At 42.7% G+C, this 20,256-nt stretch carries 22 protein-coding genes and 2 tRNA genes; 6 read left to right on the top strand and 18 right to left on the bottom strand.

The annotated features are described in order from the left end of the window. Positions 1 to 19 precede the first annotated feature (19 nt). The 8 genes from rimP to rlmE all read right to left on the bottom strand — a co-directional run bounded on the left by rimP (position 20) and on the right by rlmE (position 6,370). Positions 20 to 472: a ribosome maturation factor RimP gene (gene rimP / locus C5471_RS17525; RefSeq protein ID WP_166296214.1), complete on the bottom strand. Its 453-nt coding sequence runs from the start codon at positions 470 to 472 to the stop codon at positions 20 to 22. A gap of 211 nt (positions 473 to 683) precedes the next feature. Then, positions 684 to 760, bottom strand: a tRNA-Met gene (locus tag C5471_RS17520). 60 nt (positions 761 to 820) lie between these two features. After that, positions 821 to 909, bottom strand: a tRNA-Leu gene (locus C5471_RS17515). A 58-nt stretch (positions 910 to 967) separates the two neighbouring features. Beyond that, positions 968 to 1,306, bottom strand: a complete 339-nt coding sequence (gene secG, locus C5471_RS17510) for a preprotein translocase subunit SecG (RefSeq protein ID WP_133813822.1) — start codon at positions 1,304 to 1,306, stop codon at positions 968 to 970. A gap of 176 nt (positions 1,307 to 1,482) precedes the next feature. Beyond that, on the bottom strand, positions 1,483 to 2,820 hold the full coding sequence (glmM, locus tag C5471_RS17505) for a phosphoglucosamine mutase (protein WP_133813823.1): 1,338 nt from the start codon (positions 2,818 to 2,820) through the stop codon (positions 1,483 to 1,485). Between the two features lie 15 nt (positions 2,821 to 2,835). Beyond that, a complete protein-coding gene (folP, locus tag C5471_RS17500) occupies positions 2,836 to 3,663 on the bottom strand; it encodes a dihydropteroate synthase (protein ID WP_133813824.1) in 828 nt (275 codons plus the stop codon). 76 nt (positions 3,664 to 3,739) lie between these two features. Next, positions 3,740 to 5,692 (bottom strand): ATP-dependent zinc metalloprotease FtsH, encoded by a 1,953-nt coding sequence (ftsH, locus tag C5471_RS17495; RefSeq protein ID WP_166296211.1) that lies wholly within the window; start codon positions 5,690 to 5,692, stop codon positions 3,740 to 3,742. 48 nt (positions 5,693 to 5,740) lie between these two features. Beyond that, positions 5,741 to 6,370: a 23S rRNA (uridine(2552)-2'-O)-methyltransferase RlmE gene (rlmE, locus tag C5471_RS17490; protein WP_133813826.1), complete on the bottom strand. Its 630-nt coding sequence runs from the start codon at positions 6,368 to 6,370 to the stop codon at positions 5,741 to 5,743. 136 nt (positions 6,371 to 6,506) lie between these two features. Here rlmE and yhbY point away from each other — a divergent pair, with 136 nt between their 5' ends. After that, positions 6,507 to 6,800, top strand: a complete 294-nt coding sequence (yhbY, locus tag C5471_RS17485) for a ribosome assembly RNA-binding protein YhbY (protein WP_133813827.1) — start codon at positions 6,507 to 6,509, stop codon at positions 6,798 to 6,800. A gap of 136 nt (positions 6,801 to 6,936) precedes the next feature. Here the strand turns inward: yhbY and greA are convergent, their stop codons facing one another. Next, the gene (greA, locus tag C5471_RS17480; protein WP_133813828.1) at positions 6,937 to 7,413 is read right to left on the bottom strand and encodes a transcription elongation factor GreA; all 477 of its coding nucleotides are present in this window, start codon (positions 7,411 to 7,413) and stop codon (positions 6,937 to 6,939) included. 260 nt (positions 7,414 to 7,673) lie between these two features. Here greA and dacB point away from each other — a divergent pair, with 260 nt between their 5' ends. Next, entirely contained in the window at positions 7,674 to 9,122 is a 1,449-nt protein-coding gene (gene dacB / locus C5471_RS17475) for a serine-type D-Ala-D-Ala carboxypeptidase (RefSeq protein ID WP_133813829.1), read from the top strand. Between the two features lie 64 nt (positions 9,123 to 9,186). Here dacB and cgtA read toward each other — a convergent pair whose 3' ends face one another. From cgtA to rplU, 3 genes are all read right to left on the bottom strand, one after another. Further along, a complete protein-coding gene (cgtA, locus tag C5471_RS17470) occupies positions 9,187 to 10,362 on the bottom strand; it encodes an Obg family GTPase CgtA (RefSeq protein WP_133813830.1) in 1,176 nt (391 codons plus the stop codon). 128 nt (positions 10,363 to 10,490) lie between these two features. Further along, positions 10,491 to 10,748 carry a 50S ribosomal protein L27 gene (gene rpmA, locus C5471_RS17465; protein ID WP_015836118.1) on the bottom strand — a complete coding sequence of 86 codons (258 nt, stop codon included), beginning with the start codon at positions 10,746 to 10,748 and terminating at the stop codon, positions 10,491 to 10,493. 20 nt (positions 10,749 to 10,768) lie between these two features. Continuing rightward, positions 10,769 to 11,077, bottom strand: coding sequence for a 50S ribosomal protein L21 (gene rplU / locus C5471_RS17460; protein WP_015836119.1), 309 nt, complete (start codon positions 11,075 to 11,077; stop codon positions 10,769 to 10,771). 250 nt (positions 11,078 to 11,327) lie between these two features. Between rplU and ispB the strand changes: the two genes are divergently transcribed. Continuing rightward, positions 11,328 to 12,299 carry an octaprenyl diphosphate synthase gene (ispB, locus tag C5471_RS17455; protein ID WP_021323297.1) on the top strand — a complete coding sequence of 324 codons (972 nt, stop codon included), beginning with the start codon at positions 11,328 to 11,330 and terminating at the stop codon, positions 12,297 to 12,299. A 22-nt stretch (positions 12,300 to 12,321) separates the two neighbouring features. On the opposite strand, the gene C5471_RS17450 is transcribed toward ispB, so the two are convergent. Both C5471_RS17450 and C5471_RS17445 read right to left on the bottom strand, forming a co-directional pair. Next, the gene (locus C5471_RS17450) at positions 12,322 to 12,696 is read right to left on the bottom strand and encodes a DNA-binding protein (RefSeq protein WP_133813831.1); all 375 of its coding nucleotides are present in this window, start codon (positions 12,694 to 12,696) and stop codon (positions 12,322 to 12,324) included. Positions 12,697 to 12,772: 76 nt separating this feature from the next. Then, on the bottom strand, positions 12,773 to 13,081 hold the full coding sequence (locus C5471_RS17445; RefSeq protein ID WP_339959300.1) for a DNA-binding protein: 309 nt from the start codon (positions 13,079 to 13,081) through the stop codon (positions 12,773 to 12,775). Between the two features lie 224 nt (positions 13,082 to 13,305). Here C5471_RS17445 and C5471_RS17440 point away from each other — a divergent pair, with 224 nt between their 5' ends. Further along, complete coding sequence (locus C5471_RS17440) at positions 13,306 to 13,572, top strand: helix-turn-helix domain-containing protein (RefSeq protein ID WP_021323294.1); 267 nt, start codon at positions 13,306 to 13,308, stop codon at positions 13,570 to 13,572. Positions 13,573 to 13,674: 102 nt separating this feature from the next. Here C5471_RS17440 and mdh read toward each other — a convergent pair whose 3' ends face one another. Then, positions 13,675 to 14,613, bottom strand: a complete 939-nt coding sequence (mdh, locus tag C5471_RS17435; RefSeq protein WP_133813833.1) for a malate dehydrogenase — start codon at positions 14,611 to 14,613, stop codon at positions 13,675 to 13,677. A 452-nt stretch (positions 14,614 to 15,065) separates the two neighbouring features. Between mdh and argR the strand changes: the two genes are divergently transcribed. Continuing rightward, entirely contained in the window at positions 15,066 to 15,536 is a 471-nt protein-coding gene (argR, locus tag C5471_RS17430) for a transcriptional regulator ArgR (RefSeq protein WP_021323292.1), read from the top strand. Positions 15,537 to 15,582: 46 nt separating this feature from the next. Here argR and mpl read toward each other — a convergent pair whose 3' ends face one another. Beyond that, positions 15,583 to 16,953 (bottom strand): UDP-N-acetylmuramate:L-alanyl-gamma-D-glutamyl-meso-diaminopimelate ligase, encoded by a 1,371-nt coding sequence (gene mpl, locus C5471_RS17425; protein ID WP_133813834.1) that lies wholly within the window; start codon positions 16,951 to 16,953, stop codon positions 15,583 to 15,585. A gap of 165 nt (positions 16,954 to 17,118) precedes the next feature. Here mpl and fbp point away from each other — a divergent pair, with 165 nt between their 5' ends. Further along, the gene (fbp, locus tag C5471_RS17420; protein WP_133813835.1) at positions 17,119 to 18,123 is read left to right on the top strand and encodes a class 1 fructose-bisphosphatase; all 1,005 of its coding nucleotides are present in this window, start codon (positions 17,119 to 17,121) and stop codon (positions 18,121 to 18,123) included. A gap of 242 nt (positions 18,124 to 18,365) precedes the next feature. Here fbp and C5471_RS17415 read toward each other — a convergent pair whose 3' ends face one another. Further along, on the bottom strand, positions 18,366 to 19,493 hold the full coding sequence (locus C5471_RS17415) for an MFS transporter (protein WP_133813836.1): 1,128 nt from the start codon (positions 19,491 to 19,493) through the stop codon (positions 18,366 to 18,368). Positions 19,494 to 19,502: 9 nt separating this feature from the next. Then, positions 19,503 to 20,018 (bottom strand): hypothetical protein, encoded by a 516-nt coding sequence (locus tag C5471_RS17410; RefSeq protein ID WP_133813837.1) that lies wholly within the window; start codon positions 20,016 to 20,018, stop codon positions 19,503 to 19,505. Positions 20,019 to 20,256: the final 238 nt, after the last annotated feature.

The following is a 20,256-nucleotide window of genomic DNA, read 5'->3' as shown; positions in this document are numbered from 1 at the left end:
TAGTTGCCTCATCCGAACTTTAAAAGTGGGGTACCAGGTTCGCTTTCTGGATGTTGCTCAGTGCGAACACTTCATCTTTTCCATCCACCGTAACCGTGATCATTTCGCCGTCGACAGTTTTGATCATGCCCAGCCATTTCCGACGGTTTTGCATTGCAATACGTAAAACCAGACTGATTTTTTCACCAATAAAACGCTGGTAATGTTCAGCATTGAACAATGGACGTTCTAGACCAGGTGAAGAAATTTCCAGGTTATAAAGCACCGAGATAGGATCTTCGACATCCAATACCGCACTGACCTGGTGGCTAACATCAGCACAATCATCAACAGTGATACCATTCTCACTATCAATATAGATCCGCAGTGTAGAAACACGCGCACGAATAAACTCCAAGCCGACTAATTCAAAGCCTAAAGCTTCAACTGGTGCTGAAATCATCGCTGTTAATTTTTGTTCTAATGTGGACAAACCCACCCCCAAGACATAAAAAAAGGGCTCATTAGCCCAGTAGTTCTGTTGTCAAATAACAAAAAACCCCGAAATTCGGGGCTTTATGCAACTGGACCCTATTTGCTGCCAGTGACTTAAACCACTCACTTCGCGCACCTTTCAAATCAGGATCAATACGTTAAATATTGCTGAATTATTTCATTCGAAAAAGGTACATCTTATTAAGAAGTGGTTGCGGGAGCCGGATTTGAACCGACGACCTTCGGGTTATGAGCCCGACGAGCTACCATGCTGCTCCATCCCGCGTTCGAAAACGTGGCAAATATTACGCTGATAACTGCCAAAACGCAAGCTATCTGAATTTAATGGTACCGAGGACGGGACTTGAACCCGTAAGCCCTAGTGTGGGCACTACCACCTCAAGGTAGCGTGTCTACCAATTTCACCACCTCGGCACTGATATAAGGCTATCTACTTAACCAATAACCTTATCTTAATTCTTTTTCGTGACGATTATTGCGGAATGTCACTATTTGGTGCTGCTGGCGTTGCCGGGATTTCTGTGGACTTCTCGACTTTAGCCGGTTCACCAATATTCTCCCACTTACTGCCTATACCCGTTTGGTTACTGGTCATGTTCCCAAGCACCAAACTAAGAATAAAAAACAGAGTGGCAAAAAGCGCAGTCATGCGGGTCATAAAGTTACCAGAACCCGATGAACCAAACAGTGTTGCAGACGCACCCGCACCAAAGGAAGCACCCATATCAGCACCTTTACCCTGCTGTAGCATAACCAAGGCAATTAGCCCGATAGCAACCAGCAAGAAAACAACTAAAAGAGCTTCATACATATGTTGTACCTGTATCCTCGTGGGGTTTACCACGATTTACGTGGTTACCTTATTACCGCATCACCCACCCAAACAGATTAATCCCCTGTTGAGTGGGTGTGAATACTAACCAAACAACATCTGATACGCAAGGTTAATTTCAATAATCAGAATCACTTGGGGAAAAAAACAACAAATTAACCAGCATGTTTCACTGCATCAGCAATGCGATGCGCCAAAGCCGTTACCTGAACATCATCTTCGCCTTCCACCATGACACGAATCAATGGCTCAGTACCTGACTTACGTAACAGTACCCGTCCACGGCCATTTAATTCAGCCTCAACAGATTTGGCGACACTGATTACATTTTCTGATTGAAGCGGATCGTGTGAACCAGAAAAACGAACATTTACCAGCACCTGCGGTAAAAGTTTCATACCACTGCATAAATCATGCAGGCTCATATGGTTACGCACCATTGCACTCAGAATTTGAAGGCCAGCAACAATACCATCACCTGTGGTTGTTTTATCAAGCAGGATAACATGACCGGAATTTTCAGCACCTAAACGCCAGCCTTCTTCCTGCAATTTTTCCAGCACATAACGGTCACCCACCTTAGCACGCAAGAATGGGATACCAAGCTGCTTCAATGCCAACTCCAATCCCATATTACTCATCAGCGTACCCACAACACCACCACGCAGTTGCCCCTGTCTCAAGGCTTCGCGGGCAATAATATAAAGGATCTGATCACCATCAACCTTCTGCCCCAAGTGGTCAACCATCATCACGCGGTCACCATCACCATCGAATGCCAGGCCAACATCGGCTTTCTCTTCTACAACACGTTGCTGCAACAACCGAACATCGGTAGCACCACATTTTTCGTTGATATTAATCCCGTTCGGCTCACAGCCAATCGTCACAACATTAGCCCCTAGCTCTCTGAGTACATTTGGAGCAATGTGATAAGTCGCACCGTTAGCACAATCAAGAACAATTTTTAACCCATTGAGACTTTGTTCGCTTGGAAATGTCCCTTTACAAAACTCAATATAACGACCAGCCGCATCAACAATACGGTTTGCACGTCCTAACTCTGCGGATTCCACGCAAGTCAGTGGTTTTTCCATTTCAGCTTCAATCGCTTCTTCCACATCATCCGGCAGTTTCTTACCGTCAATAGAGAAGAATTTAATACCATTATCATAATAAGGATTATGAGAAGCAGAAATAACAATTCCAGCTTCAGCGCGGAAAGTCCGGGTCAGATAAGCAACAGCGGGTGTTGGCATAGGACCAGTAAATGAAGCAGACAAACCAGCCGCTGCCAAACCTGCTTCTAAAGAAGATTCCAGCATATAGCCGGAAATGCGGGTATCCTTACCGATAATGATCTTACGAGAACCATGACGGGCCAGTACCTTACCCGCAGCCCAACCGAGCTTTAACACAAAATCCGGCGTGATTGGGCTATCGCCCACTTTGCCACGGATGCCATCAGTACCAAAGTATTTGCGGTTACTCATAATTTCTTTTCTTCCTTATACTGAAAGTGTTTCTTCAACAATTCGCATTGCCTGCACGGTCTCTTTAACATCATGTACCCGGATAATTTGTGCTCCTTGCATAGCGGCAATAACAGCGCAGGCCACACTACCGGCAACCCTTTCTGGTGGTGGGACATGAAGCAGATGACCTATCATGGATTTACGTGACATTCCTGCCAACACAGGCAAACCAAATTGATGAAGTTCGTTTAAATGCGCCAGTAACTGATAATTATGCGTCAAGTCCTTGCCAAAACCGAAGCCCGGATCAAGAATAAGTTTATCTTTCGCTATCCCTGCCGCCATACAACGTTCAATTTGCTCAGTAAAAAATTGTTTCACTTCGCCCAACAAATTTTCATAATGTGGCGTATCCTGCATAGTCCTCGGCTGACCTTTCATATGCATCAAACAAACAGGTAAGCCAGATTGAGCAGCACTTTCCAAAGCTCCAGACTCTTGCAATGAACGAATATCGTTAATCAAATGAACACCAGCTTTTGCCGATTCACTCATCACCAATGCTTTTGAGGTATCAACAGAAATCCAAATATTAAATCGTTGAGCTAAAGCTTCAATAACCGGAACAACCCGATCGACTTCTTCCTGTTCACTGACCTCATCAGCCCCCGGACGGGTAGATTCTCCGCCAACATCAATGATTGCAGCCCCTGCGAGAACCATCTTTTCGGCATGTCGTAAGGCCATATCCAAAGTATTATGAGCACCGCCATCAGAAAATGAATCTGGAGTAACATTCAAAATACCCATCACTTGCGGGCGGGAAAGATCGAGAACATTATCTCTAACTATGAGTTTCATGTTGGTCTACCTTTAATATCAAAACCCCAGGGCTTGCCTGGGGTTTAATGCGTATATCTATCGGACTAATGAACAATTACTGATCTTTATTTCCTGATTGCTCACCATCTGGTATCGACGTATTGATATCATCAGCTGGTTTTGCAGCCTGTGGAGATGGCGTATTACTTGCTGGTCGGCCATTATTGTTGCTACCGTTACCATTTTCCCATCCTGCTGGCGGGCGCACATTTGTACGATTCATTAAGTCATCGATCTGAGGTGCATCAATAGTCTCGTACTTCATCAATGCATCTTTCATCGAATGCAGGATATCAAGGTGTTCCATCAAAATTTGACGGGCACGTTGATAGTTATGATCAACAATCGCTTTAACTTCCTGATCGATCAGACGAGCCGTTTCATCAGACATTTGTTTAGCTTTCGCAACTGAACGCCCGAGAAACACTTCCCCTTCTTCCTCAGCATAGAGCAATGGGCCGAGTTTTTCCGAGAATCCCCACTGAGTGACCATGTTGCGGGCTATTGATGTTGCAACTTTGATATCGTTAGATGCACCAGTAGAAACACTATCTGGACCATAAATAATTTCTTCTGCCAGACGGCCTCCGTATAAGGTTGAAATCTGGCTTTCCAACTTCTGACGGCTAGCGCTGATCTGATCCCCTTCTGGCAAGAAGAAAGTCACACCCAAAGCTCGCCCACGCGGAATAATGGTAACTTTATGAACAGGATCATGCTCAGGAACCAAACGACCAATAATGGCATGGCCTGCTTCATGATAAGCAGTTGCTTCTTTTTGCTCTTCCGTCATCACCATGGAACGGCGCTCCGCCCCCATCATGATTTTGTCTTTCGCTTTTTCGAATTCAACCATAGAAACTACACGTCTGTTGCCACGGGCAGCAAACAAAGCCGCTTCATTCACCAAATTCGCTAAATCAGCACCAGAGAATCCCGGGGTACCACGCGCAATGACAGAAGCATCAACATCAGTATCCAGAGGAACCCGGCGCATATGAACTTTCAGAATCTGCTCACGACCGCGTACATCTGGCAGACCGACAACAACCTGGCGGTCAAAACGCCCAGGGCGCAGTAACGCCGGATCAAGTACATCAGGGCGGTTAGTTGCGGCAATAACGATAATACCTTCGTTACCTTCAAAACCATCCATCTCAACCAGCATCTGGTTCAAAGTCTGCTCACGTTCATCGTGACCACCACCCAAACCGGCACCACGCTGACGGCCTACTGCATCAATCTCATCAATAAAAATGATACAAGGTGCTGCTTTCTTCGCCTGTTCGAACATATCACGAACACGAGATGCACCAACACCGACAAACATTTCAACAAAGTCAGAGCCAGAAATAGTAAAGAATGGCACTTTTGCCTCACCGGCAATTGCTTTTGCCAGCAAAGTCTTACCAGTACCTGGAGGTCCGACCATCAGAATACCTTTTGGGATTTTTCCACCCAATTTCTGGAAGCGGCCTGGCTCACGCAGATATTCCACCAGTTCACCGACTTCTTCTTTGGCTTCGTCACAACCAGCAACATCAGCAAAAGTGGTTTTAATCTGATCTTCTGTCAGCATACGGGCTTTGCTTTTACCAAAAGACATTGCCCCTTTACCGCCACCACCCTGCATCTGACGCATAAAGAAAATCCAGACCCCGATAAGCAGTAACATCGGGAACCAGGAAATAAAAATAGAAGTTAGCAGACTTGGTTCTTCCGGCGGTTCACCAACCACTTTCACGTTCTTATTCAGTAACGTATCAAGTAGTTTTTCATCCTGTATTGGTAGGTAAGTGGTGTATCTGCTGTTATCTTTCTTACTAACATTAATTTCACGACCTGTGATACGAACTTCGCGCACCTGATCCTGGGCTAACTCATTGATGAAGGTAGAGTAATCCACCCTACGACTATTGGAATCGCTGGGACCAAAACTCTGGAATAACGACATCAGCACAACTGCGATAACTAACCAGAGAATCAGGTTTTTCGCCATGTCACTCAAGGGATTAACCTCATATTACAACTGTGTTAACAAATAGCATTCAGGGTACTATAGTTTCCGCCCTGTCGCTACAATGTATACTTCACGCGATCGTGCCCGCGAAGCGTCTGGCTTACGAATTTTCACGTTCGTAAACAGGGAGCGAATTTCCCTCAGGTATTCATCAAAGCCCTCTCCCTGAAACACTTTGACAATGAAACTCCCCCTAGGGGCCAGCACATCACGACACATATCTAACGCCAATTCAACCAGATACATGGATCGAGGAATATCGACCGCAGGTGTTCCGCTCATATTGGGTGACATATCCGACATGACAACCTGGACTTTGTTATCACCAACTCGCTCAAGCAATGCTTTCAATACAAGTTCATCACGAAAATCGCCCTGAAGGAAATCGACTCCGACAATTGGATCCATCGGTAAAAGATCACAGGCAATCACCCGCCCATGCTCATTAATTTGACTTACTGCGTACTGAGACCATCCACCAGGGGCGGCACCTAAATCAACAACGGTCATGCCGGGCTTAAAAATTTTGTCACTTTGTTGAATTTCATCAAGTTTAAACCAAGCGCGAGAGCGAAGCCCTTTTTTCTGTGCCTGAAGAACATATTTATCACTAAAGTGTTCTTGTAACCAGCGGCTGGAGCTTGCCGAACGTTTTTTATTGGCCATTGTCCTTTCCAACTATACTAATAAAGAGCCAGATATCTATGCTCAACACACCAAAACCACAACACACTATTTATGGTGATAGATATGAGATGGCGGTAGAATGTCCCGTTTTCAATCCTAACTAAGCAAAAAAACAATGACTCTTAACAAAAAACAAGTGCAACACCTGAAAAGTCTCGCTCATCCATTAAAACCTGTCGTCATGATTGGTAACAATGGTTTGACTGAGGGCGTGTTGGCTGAAATTGAACAAACGCTGGCACACCATGAGCTTATCAAAGTCAAAATCGCAGGCGAAGATCGTGAAATCAAAAATTTGATCGCCAATGCAATTGTCCGCGAAACTGGTGCATATAATGTGCAAATTATCGGAAAAATACTGGTTCTTTACCGCCAATCGGCAGAACGCAAAATTATTTTACCTAAATAATCAAACCACATTTATATAAAAATGCCATGCGTATGATTATGGTAAAAAAGGCCATATCCGGCCTTTTTTACCTTCTCTACGATTTTTGTGTAACTTTACCTAATAGGAATCAATAGCAACAGGCTGATTCTGAGGTTTAAATATATTCAACTTTCAGGATTTCATATTCAACTTCACCGCCTGGCGTTTTGATAATAACAACGTCATCAGCTTTTTTACCAATCAAACCACGGGCAATCGGTGAATTCACTGAGATTAAATTTTCTTTAATATCAGCTTCATCATCACCCACAATCCGGTAAGTCTGCTCTTCATCCGTATTTATATTCAAAGCTGTAACTGTAGCGCCAAAAATAACGCGCCCAGTCTTGGGCATTTTTGTGACATCAATCACTTGTGCATTAGAAAGTTTAGCTTCGATTTCCTGAATACGGCCTTCGCAGAAACCTTGCTGTTCACGCGCCGCATGATATTCAGCGTTTTCTTTCAGATCACCATGTTCACGCGCTTCAGCAATGTCTGAAATAATTTTTGGACGGCGTACGTTCTTTAGATAATCTAACTCTTCGCGCAACTTATCCGCGCCACGTACCGTCATTGGAATCTGTTTCATTTATTAATCCTCTAAATCTTTCCTGAGCAAAAAACAAACATCATCCTGATGTTTTCAGATAACAGCACAATGAGCACGCCTTGTCGGGCGGGCTTCCAGACAATAAACAATAATGTGAACCACCGCGCTACCCAGAGTTCACAGTCATATTCTACATATTAATATATCATTCTAACGTAGACTTGATGATGGGTCATCGTTTACTTTCCCCCTCGTTGCGCTTTAGTATTGTGGCATGTCCACATCCATATGCGAAATCTATGTCCTTCTTTAAAATTGCCAGCAAATTAGTTTGCGTTACCTGTCTGTACTTGGCTACCCCCAACGCAAACGCCGCACCTGTTGAGGAATATACGCAATATCTACCTGATGGTACCAATCTTGCGTTAATCGCTCAGAAAGTTGGTGCCAGTACCCCGGTAATTGATTATCACGGGCAGCAAATGGCTTTGCCAGCAAGTACGCTGAAAGTTGTCACCGCGCTTGCAGCATTGTTACAACTGGGAAAAGACTATCGCTTTATCACCACATTGGAAAGTCATGGCAAAATTTCAAACGGTATTTTAAAAGGGAATTTGATCGCTCGTTTTGTCGGAGATCCAACACTGACCCGTCAACAACTTCGCAATATGGTTACAGTTTTGAGCCAAGCCGGCGTGAAAAAAATTGACGGTGATCTCTTAATAGATGTTTCCGCTTTTGCCAGCCACGATAAGGCTCCCGGCTGGGTATGGAATGACATGACCCAATGTTTTAGTGCGCCACCTGCTGCTGCAATCGTAGATCGAAACTGTTTTTCCGTTTCACTGTATAGCGCAGAACGTCCCGGTGATACTGCATTCATCCGTGTCGCATCCTTTTATCCAGTGAATATGTTCAGTGAAGTTAAAACATTGGCAAAAGGCGCTCCTGAAAGCCAGTACTGTGAATTAGATGTCGTTCCAGGAGAACTCAATCGTTTTACACTTACCGGATGCCTTACTCAGCGCAGCGAACCATTACCATTGGCTTTCGCTATTCAGAACGGAACCAGCTACGCGGGGGCAGTTCTCAAAAACGAACTGCAAATTGCTGGAATTGAAATCACAGGCAACCTAAAACGCCAAAGCTTACCAACTGAACCGGGTAAAATTCTGGCTCATAATCAATCCGCACCATTACATGATCTGCTGAAAATAATGCTAAAGAAATCTGACAATATGATCGCGGATACTGTATTCAGGACAATAGGCCGACAACACTTTAATATACCAGGAACCTGGCGTTCAGGCTCTGATGCGGTACGGCAAGTATTAAAACAAAAAGCAGGTATCGATCTGGGAAATACCGTGATGGTAGATGGCTCAGGATTATCCCGCCATAATCTGATTACCCCAGCAACCATGATGGAAGTATTACAATTCATTGCTCAACATGATCAAGAATTAGATTTCATTTCCATGCTGCCATTAGCCGGTCATGACGGTACTCTAAGATACCGGGGAGGATTGGATGAAGCAGGAGTAAACGGGAAAGTTTCGGCTAAAACCGGTGCCCTGCAAGGAGTGTATAATCTGGCTGGCTTTATAACCACTGCTAGCGGTCAGCGAGTTGCCTTCGTGCAGTTTATTTCTGCTTATGCCGTGCCGCCAAAAGAGCACCACAGCCGGCGAGTTCCTCTGGTGCGATTCGAAAGTCGGCTATATAAAGATTTATATCAACAAAACTAATAAAATCGGCGCCACAAATAGGTGGCGCCCTTAACTGCTAACTGCAATGAGAGAGACTGAAGAATCAGCGTTTATAAATCACTTCAATACCTTCGTCGTCATCTTCATCCCAATCGTCATCCCAGTCATCGTCTGCTGCCGAAACCTGTTCTAGTTGCTCTTTATGGTAATCATCCCACATGAATTCAACTTTCTCAGGTTGAGCTTCATCTTCTGTTGTACCCATATTACGAGGTTTGGTTTTCATAAACTCCATAATATCCCAACAAAGCTCTTTAACACCCAGACGATTTATCGCTGAGATCATGTAAAAATCGCCTTCCAAACCCAATTCATCAGCAATAACTTGTGCACGCTGTTTAGCTTCTTCTGGCTCTAACAGATCAACTTTATTGAATACCAACCAACGTGGTTTTTCTGCCAATTTTTCGCTGTATTGCTGTAACTCATTGACAATAATCCGGGCATTTTCAACAGGATCTGATTCATCAACAGGACAGATATCAATTAAATGCAACAACACCCGACAACGTTCCAAATGTTTCAGGAAACGAATACCCAAGCCAGCACCGTCGGAAGCACCTTCAATAAGCCCTGGAATATCAGCAACCACGAAACTCTGCTCGTTATCCATCCTTACAACACCCAAGCTGGGTACCAGAGTTGTGAATGGATAATCTGCAACTTTTGGTTTAGCGGCAGAAACAGCACGGATAAATGTAGATTTCCCTGCATTTGGCATCCCCAGCATACCAACATCTGCCAACAACATCAGTTCCAGCATCAATTCGCGGGTTTCACCTGAAGTCCCCATTGTTTTTTGGCGAGGAGCCCGGTTAACAGAAGATTTAAAGCGGGTATTACCCAGTCCATGAAATCCACCTTTCGCTACCATCAGACGCTGTTCATGACGAGTCATATCGCCCAGAATCTCACCGGTTGCCATATCACGGACACGCGTACCAACAGGCACTTTAATCGTAGTATCCTGACCACGCTTACCGGTACAATCACGGCTTTGACCATTTTGCCCACGTTCCGCCCGGAAAGACTTTTCAAAACGATAGTCAATCAGTGTGTTGAGATTTTCATCTGCCAGCAGATAAACATCTCCACCATCTCCACCATCACCACCGTCTGGCCCACCTTTCGGAATATATTTTTCACGACGGAAGCTGACACAACCATTGCCACCATCCCCCGCAACAACCAGTATTCTGGCTTCATCTACAAATTTCATATTTTTTCTCCGTATGATAGCCATTATCGTGCTGGACGGCTGTTTTACCCAGAGATGGCGTATTCAGAATAATAAAAAGCCCCGCAACACATTGCGGGGCTTCTGATTCGGTTTGTAACTCGAAAAACTTATTCAGCTTCGATGCTGATAAATTTGCGGTTTTTCGGGCCTTTAACTTCGAACTTAACTTTCCCGTCAGCTAATGCGAACAGGGTGTGGTCACGACCACAACCAACGTTGCTGCCCGCGTGGAATTTAGTACCACGTTGACGAACAATGATGCTGCCTGCTAATACAGACTCGCCACCAAAACGTTTTACACCCAGACGTTTGCTTTCAGAATCGCGGCCATTACGAGTTGAGCCGCCAGCCTTTTTGTGTGCCATTTAATCTGCTCTCCTAAATCTTAAGCGATGCCAGTGATTTTAACATCAGTGAACCACTGACGGTGGCCTTGCTGCTTACGGCTGTGCTTACGACGACGAAACTTAACAATTTTAATTTTCTCGCCGCGACCATGAGCAACCACTTCAGCTTTGACTTTAACGCCTTCAACTACAGGAGCGCCGATTTTGATGTCATCACCATTAGCGACCATCAGAACCTGGTCAAACTCAACAGTTTCACCTGTTGCGATGTCCAGCTTTTCCAGGCGAATTGTTTGACCTTCGCTGACTCGGTGTTGTTTACCACCACTTTGGAAAACCGCGTACATATAAACTCCGCTTTCCGCACGCCCCCTAAATATCATTCCAGAGCGCGCTATAAATATTCATAATAGGGCGCGAATTCTACGCAAAAAAGCCTAAGAAGACAAGAGCAGAATTAGAGCAGATGATAAAAAAACATAGTTTCTGAATTGTCATTTATTTGAACTGTTTTTCGAGTACAATCAAGCCACAGTGATAACTATTATAATGTTAATATGAACACTGCTCTGCATTAGAACCCATAGCCGAAAAAACATGAATTTAGAATCTATTATCAAGCTAACCGCTGATGATATGGCAGCGGTAAATGAAGCCATTCTTAGCCAGTTGAATTCTGACGTTACTCTTATAAATCAACTGGGCTACTACATAATCAGTGGCGGAGGAAAACGCATCCGCCCAATCATTGCCATTCTCGCTGGCAGAGCATTAGGTTGTCAGGGTGATAAGCATATTACTGTTGCTGCTTTAATCGAATTTATCCACACAGCGACCTTGTTACATGATGATGTTGTGGATGAATCGGATATGCGACGTGGCAAAGCCACCGCCAATGCCACTTTTGGTAACGCGGCCAGTGTACTGGTTGGCGATTTTATATACACCCGCTCTTTTCAGATGATGACGACGCTTAACTCTATGCGGGTTCTTAAGCTGATGTCAGAAGCAACCAATGTTATCGCTGAAGGCGAAGTTTTACAGTTAATGAACTGCAATGACCCAGATATCTCTGAAGACGATTATATGCGCGTGATTTACAGTAAAACAGCACGGCTGTTTGAAGTTGCCGCCCACTCCTCTGCGATCCTTTCCAACGCGACACCAGAGCAGGAAGCTGCTTTACAAGATTACGGACGTTATTTAGGTACTGCATTCCAGCTAATTGATGATTTGCTGGACTATGATGCTGATAGCGATACACTAGGCAAAAACACTGGTGATGACCTCAATGAAGGTAAACCAACATTACCATTGCTGCACGCTATGAATCATGGTAATCCAGAACAATCATCACTTATCCGTGAAGCAATTGAAAAAGGTAATGGTCGCCATTTACTCGAAACCGTACTGACAACAATGAAACAGTGCGGTTCGCTGGAATATACCCGTAAGCGAGCAGAAGAAGAAGCAGATAAAGCCATTGCTGCTTTACAGGTGCTAGGAAGCTCCCCATACAAGCAAGCACTTGTGGGGTTAGCACATATCGCCGTACAACGCCTCTCTTAATTGATAGCAGCAAAACCTGGGGTTAATCCGCCTCCAGGTTTTTTTCTACGTCTTCAACATCAATATAGCTAATAAGTTTTGCCAACCCTTCCCGAAGAATGAATTTCACCATTTTTTCCCGCTCAACTTTAGTCAGTTGATAGTAAGCTTCAACCCAGATTAAGAATGGGTCCTGCCGTTTGTTTGCGTAATCAACGGTGTTTTCCCCTACGGATAACATATTAAGTACATCTGCAGGCAAACTATTTATATTGTATTCAAGAGCCTTACCCTGAACACCCAGTTTACGTCTATATTCCCATCCTTCCCGCCTTGCCATCAGATTTATTCCCTGTGGCGAAGAAGGAAGTCCGGCAATACCAACCAGCTCTTTAGCTGAGTACCATTCTTTTTTCATACTTTTCTTCTCACTTTGCACCGGGATAATGAAGAAGAAGCCAAGTTAATTGGCATTTTTAATTTCCAAAAATGAGCTAAATAACAGAAATTTTTTCCAAAAAACTTCTGATACCGTCTCGTAAAATCATGGCTGTCACAGCCTGTTTCTCAGATTCTGACAACTGGTGGAAAGCTCCAACCCAAATCGATAAAGGATCTTGCTTCTGCACCTGATACTCAGAAGATGATTCATGAAGCTCCAGCGCTGCGATGGTCGTCTCTGGAAAACAGGAATAGTGATATTCGACTGCTTTGCCTTGTACCCCTTGCTTTTTCTGACATAACCACTCCTCGCGTTTTGCTCTGGCATTAACTCCTTGTGGTGATCCAGGTAACTCACCCACGCCAACCAATTCCTTGGCCGAAAACCACTCTTTTTTCATCACGTTTCTCTATTTTTGTAACCAAGTTCAAAAAAGAAGTTTTTAAGAAAAAATTTGGAAATATTTTTAGAAAAATAATGCTATTTTATTTCTCAATAACAGGTTTCAGTTCGTTATTGCTCTCATGCAGACCTGTTATTTATACCACTAACATAGCATCAAATTTAATAAAAAAAGGATTAAAAATGATTTCAAGGAAATCTGATTGGCATCCAGCCGACATCATTGCAGCTTTACGCAAGCGGGGAACAACCTTAGCTGAGGTATCACGCAAAGCGGGACTGAGCTCATCTACACTCGCTAATGCACTGTCTCGCCCATGGCCAAAGGGGGAATGGATAATTGCGAATTATCTGGAAATACATCCTTCAGAGATTTGGCCGAGTCGTTATTTTGATCCAAATACTGGAGAATTATTAGAAAGGAAAGTACGCGAACAAACAAATAATTAGCTAACGAACTATTTTCGTTAAATAAAAACCGCCGGTAATTCGTTATACCAGCGGTTTTTATTGTTTCATAACTATATATTTTATATCTATAAAATATACCAATTAGTTATTGATGAATTTTTCACCTAATTCTATATCTTTTCTCAATACGTCCAACATGCCTTCCAGTGATTTCTGTTCAAAATCACTCAACTTGCCGATGTCCAAACGTTCTTCTACACCATTTTTACCCAAACGAACTGGCTGAGCGAAGAAACGCGCATATTTGCCATCACCTTCAACATAGGCACATTCCACAACATTGCTTTCGCCTTGTAAGCCACGGACCAAAGAAAGACCCAGACGAGCCGCGGCTTGCCCCATAGACAGCGTTGCTGATCCACCACCAGCTTTAGCTTCAACAACTTCAGTACCTGCATTCTGAATACGTTGAGTTAAAGATGCCAATTCTTCATCAGTAAAGCTCACACCAGGGATTTGGGACAACAGAGGCAGGATCGTCACACCAGAGTGACCACCGATAACCGGCACTTCGATTTCCTGTGGTTTTTTACCTTTCAATTCAGCAACAAAAGTATTGGAGCGGATAATATCCAGGGTTGTTACACCAAACAGGCGGTTTTTATCATATACACCCGCTTTTTTCAGCACTTCAGCCGCAATAGCTACAGTTGTGTTGACTGGGTTAGTAATAATCCCAATCAGTGCCTTAGGACACGTTTTAGCCACTTGTTCTACCAGGTTACGAACGATACCCGCATTAACATTAAACAGATCTGAACGATCCATACCTGGTTTACGGGCAATACCAGCAGAAATCAATACAACGTCCGCGCCTTCCAACGCTGGAGTTGCATCTTCACCAGCAAAACCCTTAATTCTCACATCCGTTGGGATGTGGCTCAAATCAACAGCCACCCCAGGTGTCACTGGCGCGATATCATATAAAGAGAGTTCTGAACCTGAAGGAAGCTGGGTTTTTAGTAGAAGAGCAAGAGCCTGACCAATACCACCGGCTGCACCGAGAACTGCAACTTTCATCCTGATACTCCTTAAATCGTTTATACTTTAAAATGCTGTGAATTCATCTGGTTACAAACCATAGATTACTACTTTCTTGAAAACAGCCTGTTAACAGCCAAATTGCGGACTTACGCTCTAATCGTCGGACGTAAAAGTCGCCGTATTCTAGGCAAAATGCTTATCTGTTAATGAGATAATGGACACTATTTTGATAATTACCTTATGATTTTATGAAATAACCCGCAAATACCTTACACCCAACAACAACACCAAACAACATCATTTGATTAACAATATACTTACATGATAACCAGCCCAAAAAAGCAAATTCTCATATTCATATTTTGTGAATTTCTATATAGCATAAGACTAATTCATGCTTTTAAAATAGTGATAAAATCATTTTTATTGCATAAAAATTCATTTATATGCATAATATAATCTTCATAGCTGATTGAATATGGTGAAATATGCGTACACCCTCTAAACAGGAAGAGTTAGTAAAAGCTTTCAAAGCGTTATTGAAAGAAGAAAAATTTAGCTCTCAAGGAGAAATCGTCACCGCCTTGCTGGAAGAAGGTTTTGAGAATATTAATCAATCCAAAGTCTCCAGAATGCTGACTAAATTTGGTGCTGTTCGCACCCGTAATGCCAAAATGGAAATGGTCTACTGCCTTCCTGCTGAACTTGGCGTCCCTACTGCCACTAGTCCACTAAAAAACCTGGTACTGGATGTTGATCACAACCATTCAATTGTTGTAATTCGTACAAGCCCTGGTGCTGCCCAACTTATTGCTCGCCTGTTGGATTCCCTTGGTAAAGCAGAAGGCATACTTGGCAGTATCGCGGGTGACGACACCATCTTCATCACACTTGCCAGAGGTTTCACAGCAGAACAACTACGTGAAAAAATTCTTGAATTGTTCGAACAAGAACTTTAAATGAATCGCGCCAGCATGGCGCAATTCATTTTTCCTGCCGTCATCCTCAGGACTGATAAGTTTTTTTATTCAGTTCAAATAGTAGTTTCTCATGAATACCGCTAAACCCGCCATTACTCATAACCAAAATATGATCGCCTTTCTGTGCCTTATCAACAATCATATGCACCAGTGAATCAATGTCAGCGCTCCAATACGCTGGCTGAACACAGCGATCTGCAATTTCTGATACATGCCATTTAATATTAGCTGGTTGAAATAAGAACACTTCATCAGCACGCCCCAGCGCTGGCGCGATCTCATTCTTGCTGACACCCATTTTCATGGTATTTGAACGCGGTTCTAACACAGTAATAATACGGGCAGTTCCACCCACCTTACTACGCAGAGCTTCCAGTGTTGCCAGAATTGCTGTCGGGTGATGAGCAAAATCATCATAAACGGTAATACCATTCTCCTCACCACGTAGTTCAAGGCGACGGCGGGCATTAATAAAATCGCTCAAAGCACGACAGGCATCGGCTGGCTGGACACCAACATGATGTGCAGCTGCAATTGCAATCAGCCCATTACGCATATTATGTTCACCAACCAGTGACCAATTCACTTCTCCAACAATTTCACCACCATAAAACACCCGATAATCACTGCTGTCTGTACTTATCTTTTTTGCCTGCCAGCGACCGGTTTCACCCACCAGCTCCAATTCACTCCAGCATCCCATAGACAAGACATGTTTCAGGTTAATATCGTTATCTGGCACAAAGATCTTGCCACTACCCGGAATGATCCTGACAAGATGATGGAACTGTCTCTGAATAGCAGCCAGATCGCCGAAAATGTCTCCATGATCAAATTCCAGATTATTCATGATCAGCGTACGTGGGCTGTAATGCACAAACTTAGATCGTTTATCAAAGAAAGCACAGTCATATTCATCGGCTTCTATCACGAAAAACGGGCTTTCTCCGATCTGAGCTGATGTTGCAAAATTCCCAGGAACACCACCGATCAAGAAACCCGGTTTATAGCCACAAGCTTCAAGAATCCAAGCCAACATGCCTGCTGTTGTTGTTTTGCCATGCGTCCCTGCAACCGCCAGAACCCAACGCTCCGGCAAGACATAATCATGCAGCCATTGAGGACCAGAGATATAAGGAAGCCCGCGCTCCAGCACGGCTTCTACACAAGGATTTCCACGGCTCATGACATTACCGATGATGACCATATCTGGCACAGAATCCAATTGTGCCGGATCATATCCCTGAATCAGGCTAATCCCATGTTTTTCTAGTAAGGTACTCATTGGTGGATAAACATTGGTATCTGAGCCGGTTACCTCATGGCCTAGAGAACGTGCCAAAATTGCCAGTCCACCCATAAAAGTACCGCAGATACCAAGAATATGAATACGCATTGATTTCCCATTCCGTAGCATGAAGTTAGCCACTATTCTAACCATCAAAAGCAAGATAAGAAATGGAATAGCCTATGAATCATCCCTGTCTTTGGCTAAACTGCCCGCGAAAGAGTGCAATGGACACTCTAAAACCACTATCAAATCACATTCAGGACTTTCGTCATGAAAACATTAGGCGAATTCATCGTCGAAAAGCAGCAAGATTTTTCTCATGCCACAGGTGAACTCACCGCATTGCTTTCCGCTATTAAGCTCGGAGCAAAAATCATTCACCGTGATATCAACAAAGCCGGTTTAGTGGATATTTTAGGGACCAGCGGTGCGTCCAATATCCAAGGCGAAGTACAGATGAAACTGGACCTGTATGCTAATGAAAAACTCAAAGCAGCACTGAAAGCACGCGGTGAAGTTGCCGGTATCGCTTCAGAGGAAGAAGACGACATCGTTATTTTCGAAGGTGACCGCGCTGAAAATGCAAAATATGTTGTTTTAATGGACCCATTAGATGGTTCTTCAAATATTGATGTAAACGTTTCCGTTGGTACTATTTTCTCTATCTACCGCCGTATCACCCCAATCGGCGAGCCCGTGACTGAAAAAGATTTCCTGCAACCAGGTCACCACCAAGTCGCTGCCGGATATGTTGTCTACGGTTCTTCAACTATGTTGGTTTATACCACTGGCTGTGGTGTACATGCCTTTACTTATGATCCTTCACTCGGCGTATTCTGTCTTTCTCATGAAAAAGTCCAGTTTCCCCCCAAAGGCAATATGTACTCCATCAACGAAGGGAATTACATCAAATTCCCTATGGGGGTGAAAAAATACATCAAATATTGCCAGGAACAGGATGAGGAGACTCAGCGTCCTTACACCACACGCTATATCGGCTCGTTGGTTGCTGATTTCCACCGCAACTTGCTGAAAGGCGGAATCTACATTTACCCAAGTACCGCCAGCCATCCATCAGGAAAATTACGCCTGCTATATGAATGTAACCCAATGGCATTCCTGGCCGAACAAGCCGGCGGTAAAGCCAGTGATGGTGCCAACCGGATTCTGGATATCATCCCATCCAAACTGCATCAGCGCGTGCCTTTTTTTGTTGGCAGTAAATCAATGGTAGAGAAAGCCGAAAGTTTTATGGCTGAATTCCCGGATGAATAATTTCATTTATTAATGACTACTTAAGAGGCGGAACTTCCCGCCTCTTTAACATTGCCGTCAAATAATGACTTTATTATTGCTATCCTCTTTTTCCATTGACCTACCATTTCCATAGAAAAACGAAAAAATATCAAATATCAAATATCAAATATCAAATATCAAATATCAAATATCAAATATCAAATATCCTATAAGATCAATGCATTACATTAACCAACCAACAATACTCTTCAATCAAGCCATCAGAATCTAAAAAATTTTATACGATCGCCACATTTTTTATACACCATTAACATGGCTACTAGCACGAGAGCAACAATCGATACTATTACAGGTATCGTAAAGTAGCTTTCAAATGCAATTGAATTGATACTGAATGTCACTATACTGAGGCTTAAGCTCATGATCATTGCACCATAAATAAGAAATGAAGATGAAATAAAATTACCACTTGGATTTTCGCCTTTAATAAATCTAACAAATGCAATATGTGCCGCACCAAACGTAATACCATGTAACATTGCTGATATAAATATGATCATGAAGTTGTCTGAAGCAATCATAGCTCCCCATCGAATAATTGATGCTACTGTAGCAACCAATAATAGGGATTGATAAGATATAGATTGATTGGAAGAAAGAGTTTTAAATATACCAATTTCTGCAATAATACCAATTATGAAGATCGCAGAAATCTTTACTGAATTGAAGCCTAATCCATGAAAATACGGAGCACCAAACACATAAAAACCAGCATGTGCACCCTGAATTAAAAAGACAATGCTAAATACATAAAGGTGTATTGGTTGAAAATTAGTTAATGAAATATCATAGTATTGATTTTTTAACACTCTCATAGTCATCGTCATACCATATATAGATACCGGCAATACAATTAGTAGTACTAAAATTTCTTTTTGATAATAAGTAAATGATAAACTAGCAAAAATAATAGAAATAATAAAACCAAGTGAACCAAATAAACGAATCGTTTCATACTGACCATTTTTTAAATCTGAGCCAGTCAACGTTGATTCAGTTACAGGGAGACCAATCGGTAGGAAGAACGCAACAGCAATTAAACATACTATTGAGAGGTAACTGTTTGTCGATATTAATAATAAGATGCACATTACTACTGTACCACCCGCAAGTAATATCCCAGTTCCTTTAATACCAAAATGTTTAATCAAGTAGGGATAGAGTGTGAGCAGACCTACAGTACGTGCTAAAAATGATATGCCACTGACTATTCCTGCTATATTTGCATCTAAACCACTTTTTTCAGCAATAACAAAGTAAAAATTGAGAAAAATGGCCCACGCAAAAAAATAGGAGAAACATAGTGTTTTTAATGTATTATTCAACATATATAATTATTACCTTAAGGCCTTGTTTATTAGTCTTACAGCAATATTGCAACCATTAGGTTCTGATATCGCAGAGTGGGCACAATTTACCAGCTCTATGGTTATCCAATCAGAATACTCTAGCTTATTGATAAAGTATTTTTCATCATTGGAGAAAAACAATGATATAGGTCTAATTGGTTTTACATTCAAATAATCACGAATACGTGAACCAAAAATGCAAATAGAATTCCGAATCGGGAAATGACTATCACCTGATATTCTCCATCCCACTGTAGCACCAATACTGAATCCAACTAGCATCACCGAATAATCGACATATTCAAGAGCACATCTTACTTTCTGTGTGTATTTTTCTATTGATGATACACTGTGAAAATATTCATACACTGCATCTTTATTATTTGGGATTTCACTTTCTCTTTCGTAAGGCGAAATAAATGAAACATCACCACCTAAACGTTTTGCAATTAATTCAACATGCTCTGATATTCCGTAAATATCCGTTAGAAATACAAATTTCATATAATACCCTATTGCCCCAACAATAATACAACTGATGGGGCATAATTATTATTTCACCTTAATACTCATTGACTTAATACCATGGAAGGTTGGATTATGTGACCAATCAGGCAGGGTGAGAGCGTGAGTGTTCATTGTTTAACCATCGAGCATAATCCTGCTATTAACACCTTGTCCATATAGGCACTATTCATACTGGTCATCTTCCGTTTGCGCCGAATACTGGCTTTTTCACTGG

It is taken from the genome of Photorhabdus tasmaniensis (assembly GCF_011189505.1).
GTDB lineage: Bacteria > Pseudomonadota > Gammaproteobacteria > Enterobacterales > Enterobacteriaceae > Photorhabdus > Photorhabdus tasmaniensis.
The sequence above is the reverse complement of the archived record's forward strand: the minus strand, read 5'-3'. Positions and strand labels throughout refer to the sequence as shown.

Bases quoted from the DNA above. Each gene is read 5' to 3' on its own strand.
- cgtA (WP_133813830.1), bottom strand. From the start codon at position 10,362: ATGAAATTTGTAGATGAAGCCAGAATACTGGTTGTTGCGGGGGATGGT.
- fbp (WP_133813835.1), top strand. From the start codon at position 17,119: ATGAAAACATTAGGCGAATTCATCGTCGAAAAGCAGCAAGATTTTTCT.
- rlmE (WP_133813826.1), bottom strand. From the start codon at position 6,370: ATGGCCAATAAAAAACGTTCGGCAAGCTCCAGCCGCTGGTTACAAGAA.
- C5471_RS17450 (WP_133813831.1), bottom strand. From the start codon at position 12,696: ATGAAAAAAGAATGGTACTCAGCTAAAGAGCTGGTTGGTATTGCCGGA.
- glmM (WP_133813823.1), bottom strand. From the start codon at position 2,820: ATGAGTAACCGCAAATACTTTGGTACTGATGGCATCCGTGGCAAAGTG.
- mdh (WP_133813833.1), bottom strand. From the start codon at position 14,613: ATGAAAGTTGCAGTTCTCGGTGCAGCCGGTGGTATTGGTCAGGCTCTT.
- yhbY (WP_133813827.1), top strand. From the start codon at position 6,507: ATGACTCTTAACAAAAAACAAGTGCAACACCTGAAAAGTCTCGCTCAT.
- folP (WP_133813824.1), bottom strand. From the start codon at position 3,663: ATGAAACTCATAGTTAGAGATAATGTTCTCGATCTTTCCCGCCCGCAA.
- greA (WP_133813828.1), bottom strand. From the start codon at position 7,413: ATGAAACAGATTCCAATGACGGTACGTGGCGCGGATAAGTTGCGCGAA.
- secG (WP_133813822.1), bottom strand. From the start codon at position 1,306: ATGTATGAAGCTCTTTTAGTTGTTTTCTTGCTGGTTGCTATCGGGCTA.
- rplU (WP_015836119.1), bottom strand. From the start codon at position 11,077: ATGTACGCGGTTTTCCAAAGTGGTGGTAAACAACACCGAGTCAGCGAA.
- rpmA (WP_015836118.1), bottom strand. From the start codon at position 10,748: ATGGCACACAAAAAGGCTGGCGGCTCAACTCGTAATGGCCGCGATTCT.
- C5471_RS17440 (WP_021323294.1), top strand. From the start codon at position 13,306: ATGATTTCAAGGAAATCTGATTGGCATCCAGCCGACATCATTGCAGCT.
- mpl (WP_133813834.1), bottom strand. From the start codon at position 16,953: ATGCGTATTCATATTCTTGGTATCTGCGGTACTTTTATGGGTGGACTG.
- ispB (WP_021323297.1), top strand. From the start codon at position 11,328: ATGAATTTAGAATCTATTATCAAGCTAACCGCTGATGATATGGCAGCG.
- C5471_RS17415 (WP_133813836.1), bottom strand. From the start codon at position 19,493: ATGTTGAATAATACATTAAAAACACTATGTTTCTCCTATTTTTTTGCG.
- dacB (WP_133813829.1), top strand. From the start codon at position 7,674: ATGTCCTTCTTTAAAATTGCCAGCAAATTAGTTTGCGTTACCTGTCTG.
- C5471_RS17410 (WP_133813837.1), bottom strand. From the start codon at position 20,018: ATGAAATTTGTATTTCTAACGGATATTTACGGAATATCAGAGCATGTT.
- argR (WP_021323292.1), top strand. From the start codon at position 15,066: ATGCGTACACCCTCTAAACAGGAAGAGTTAGTAAAAGCTTTCAAAGCG.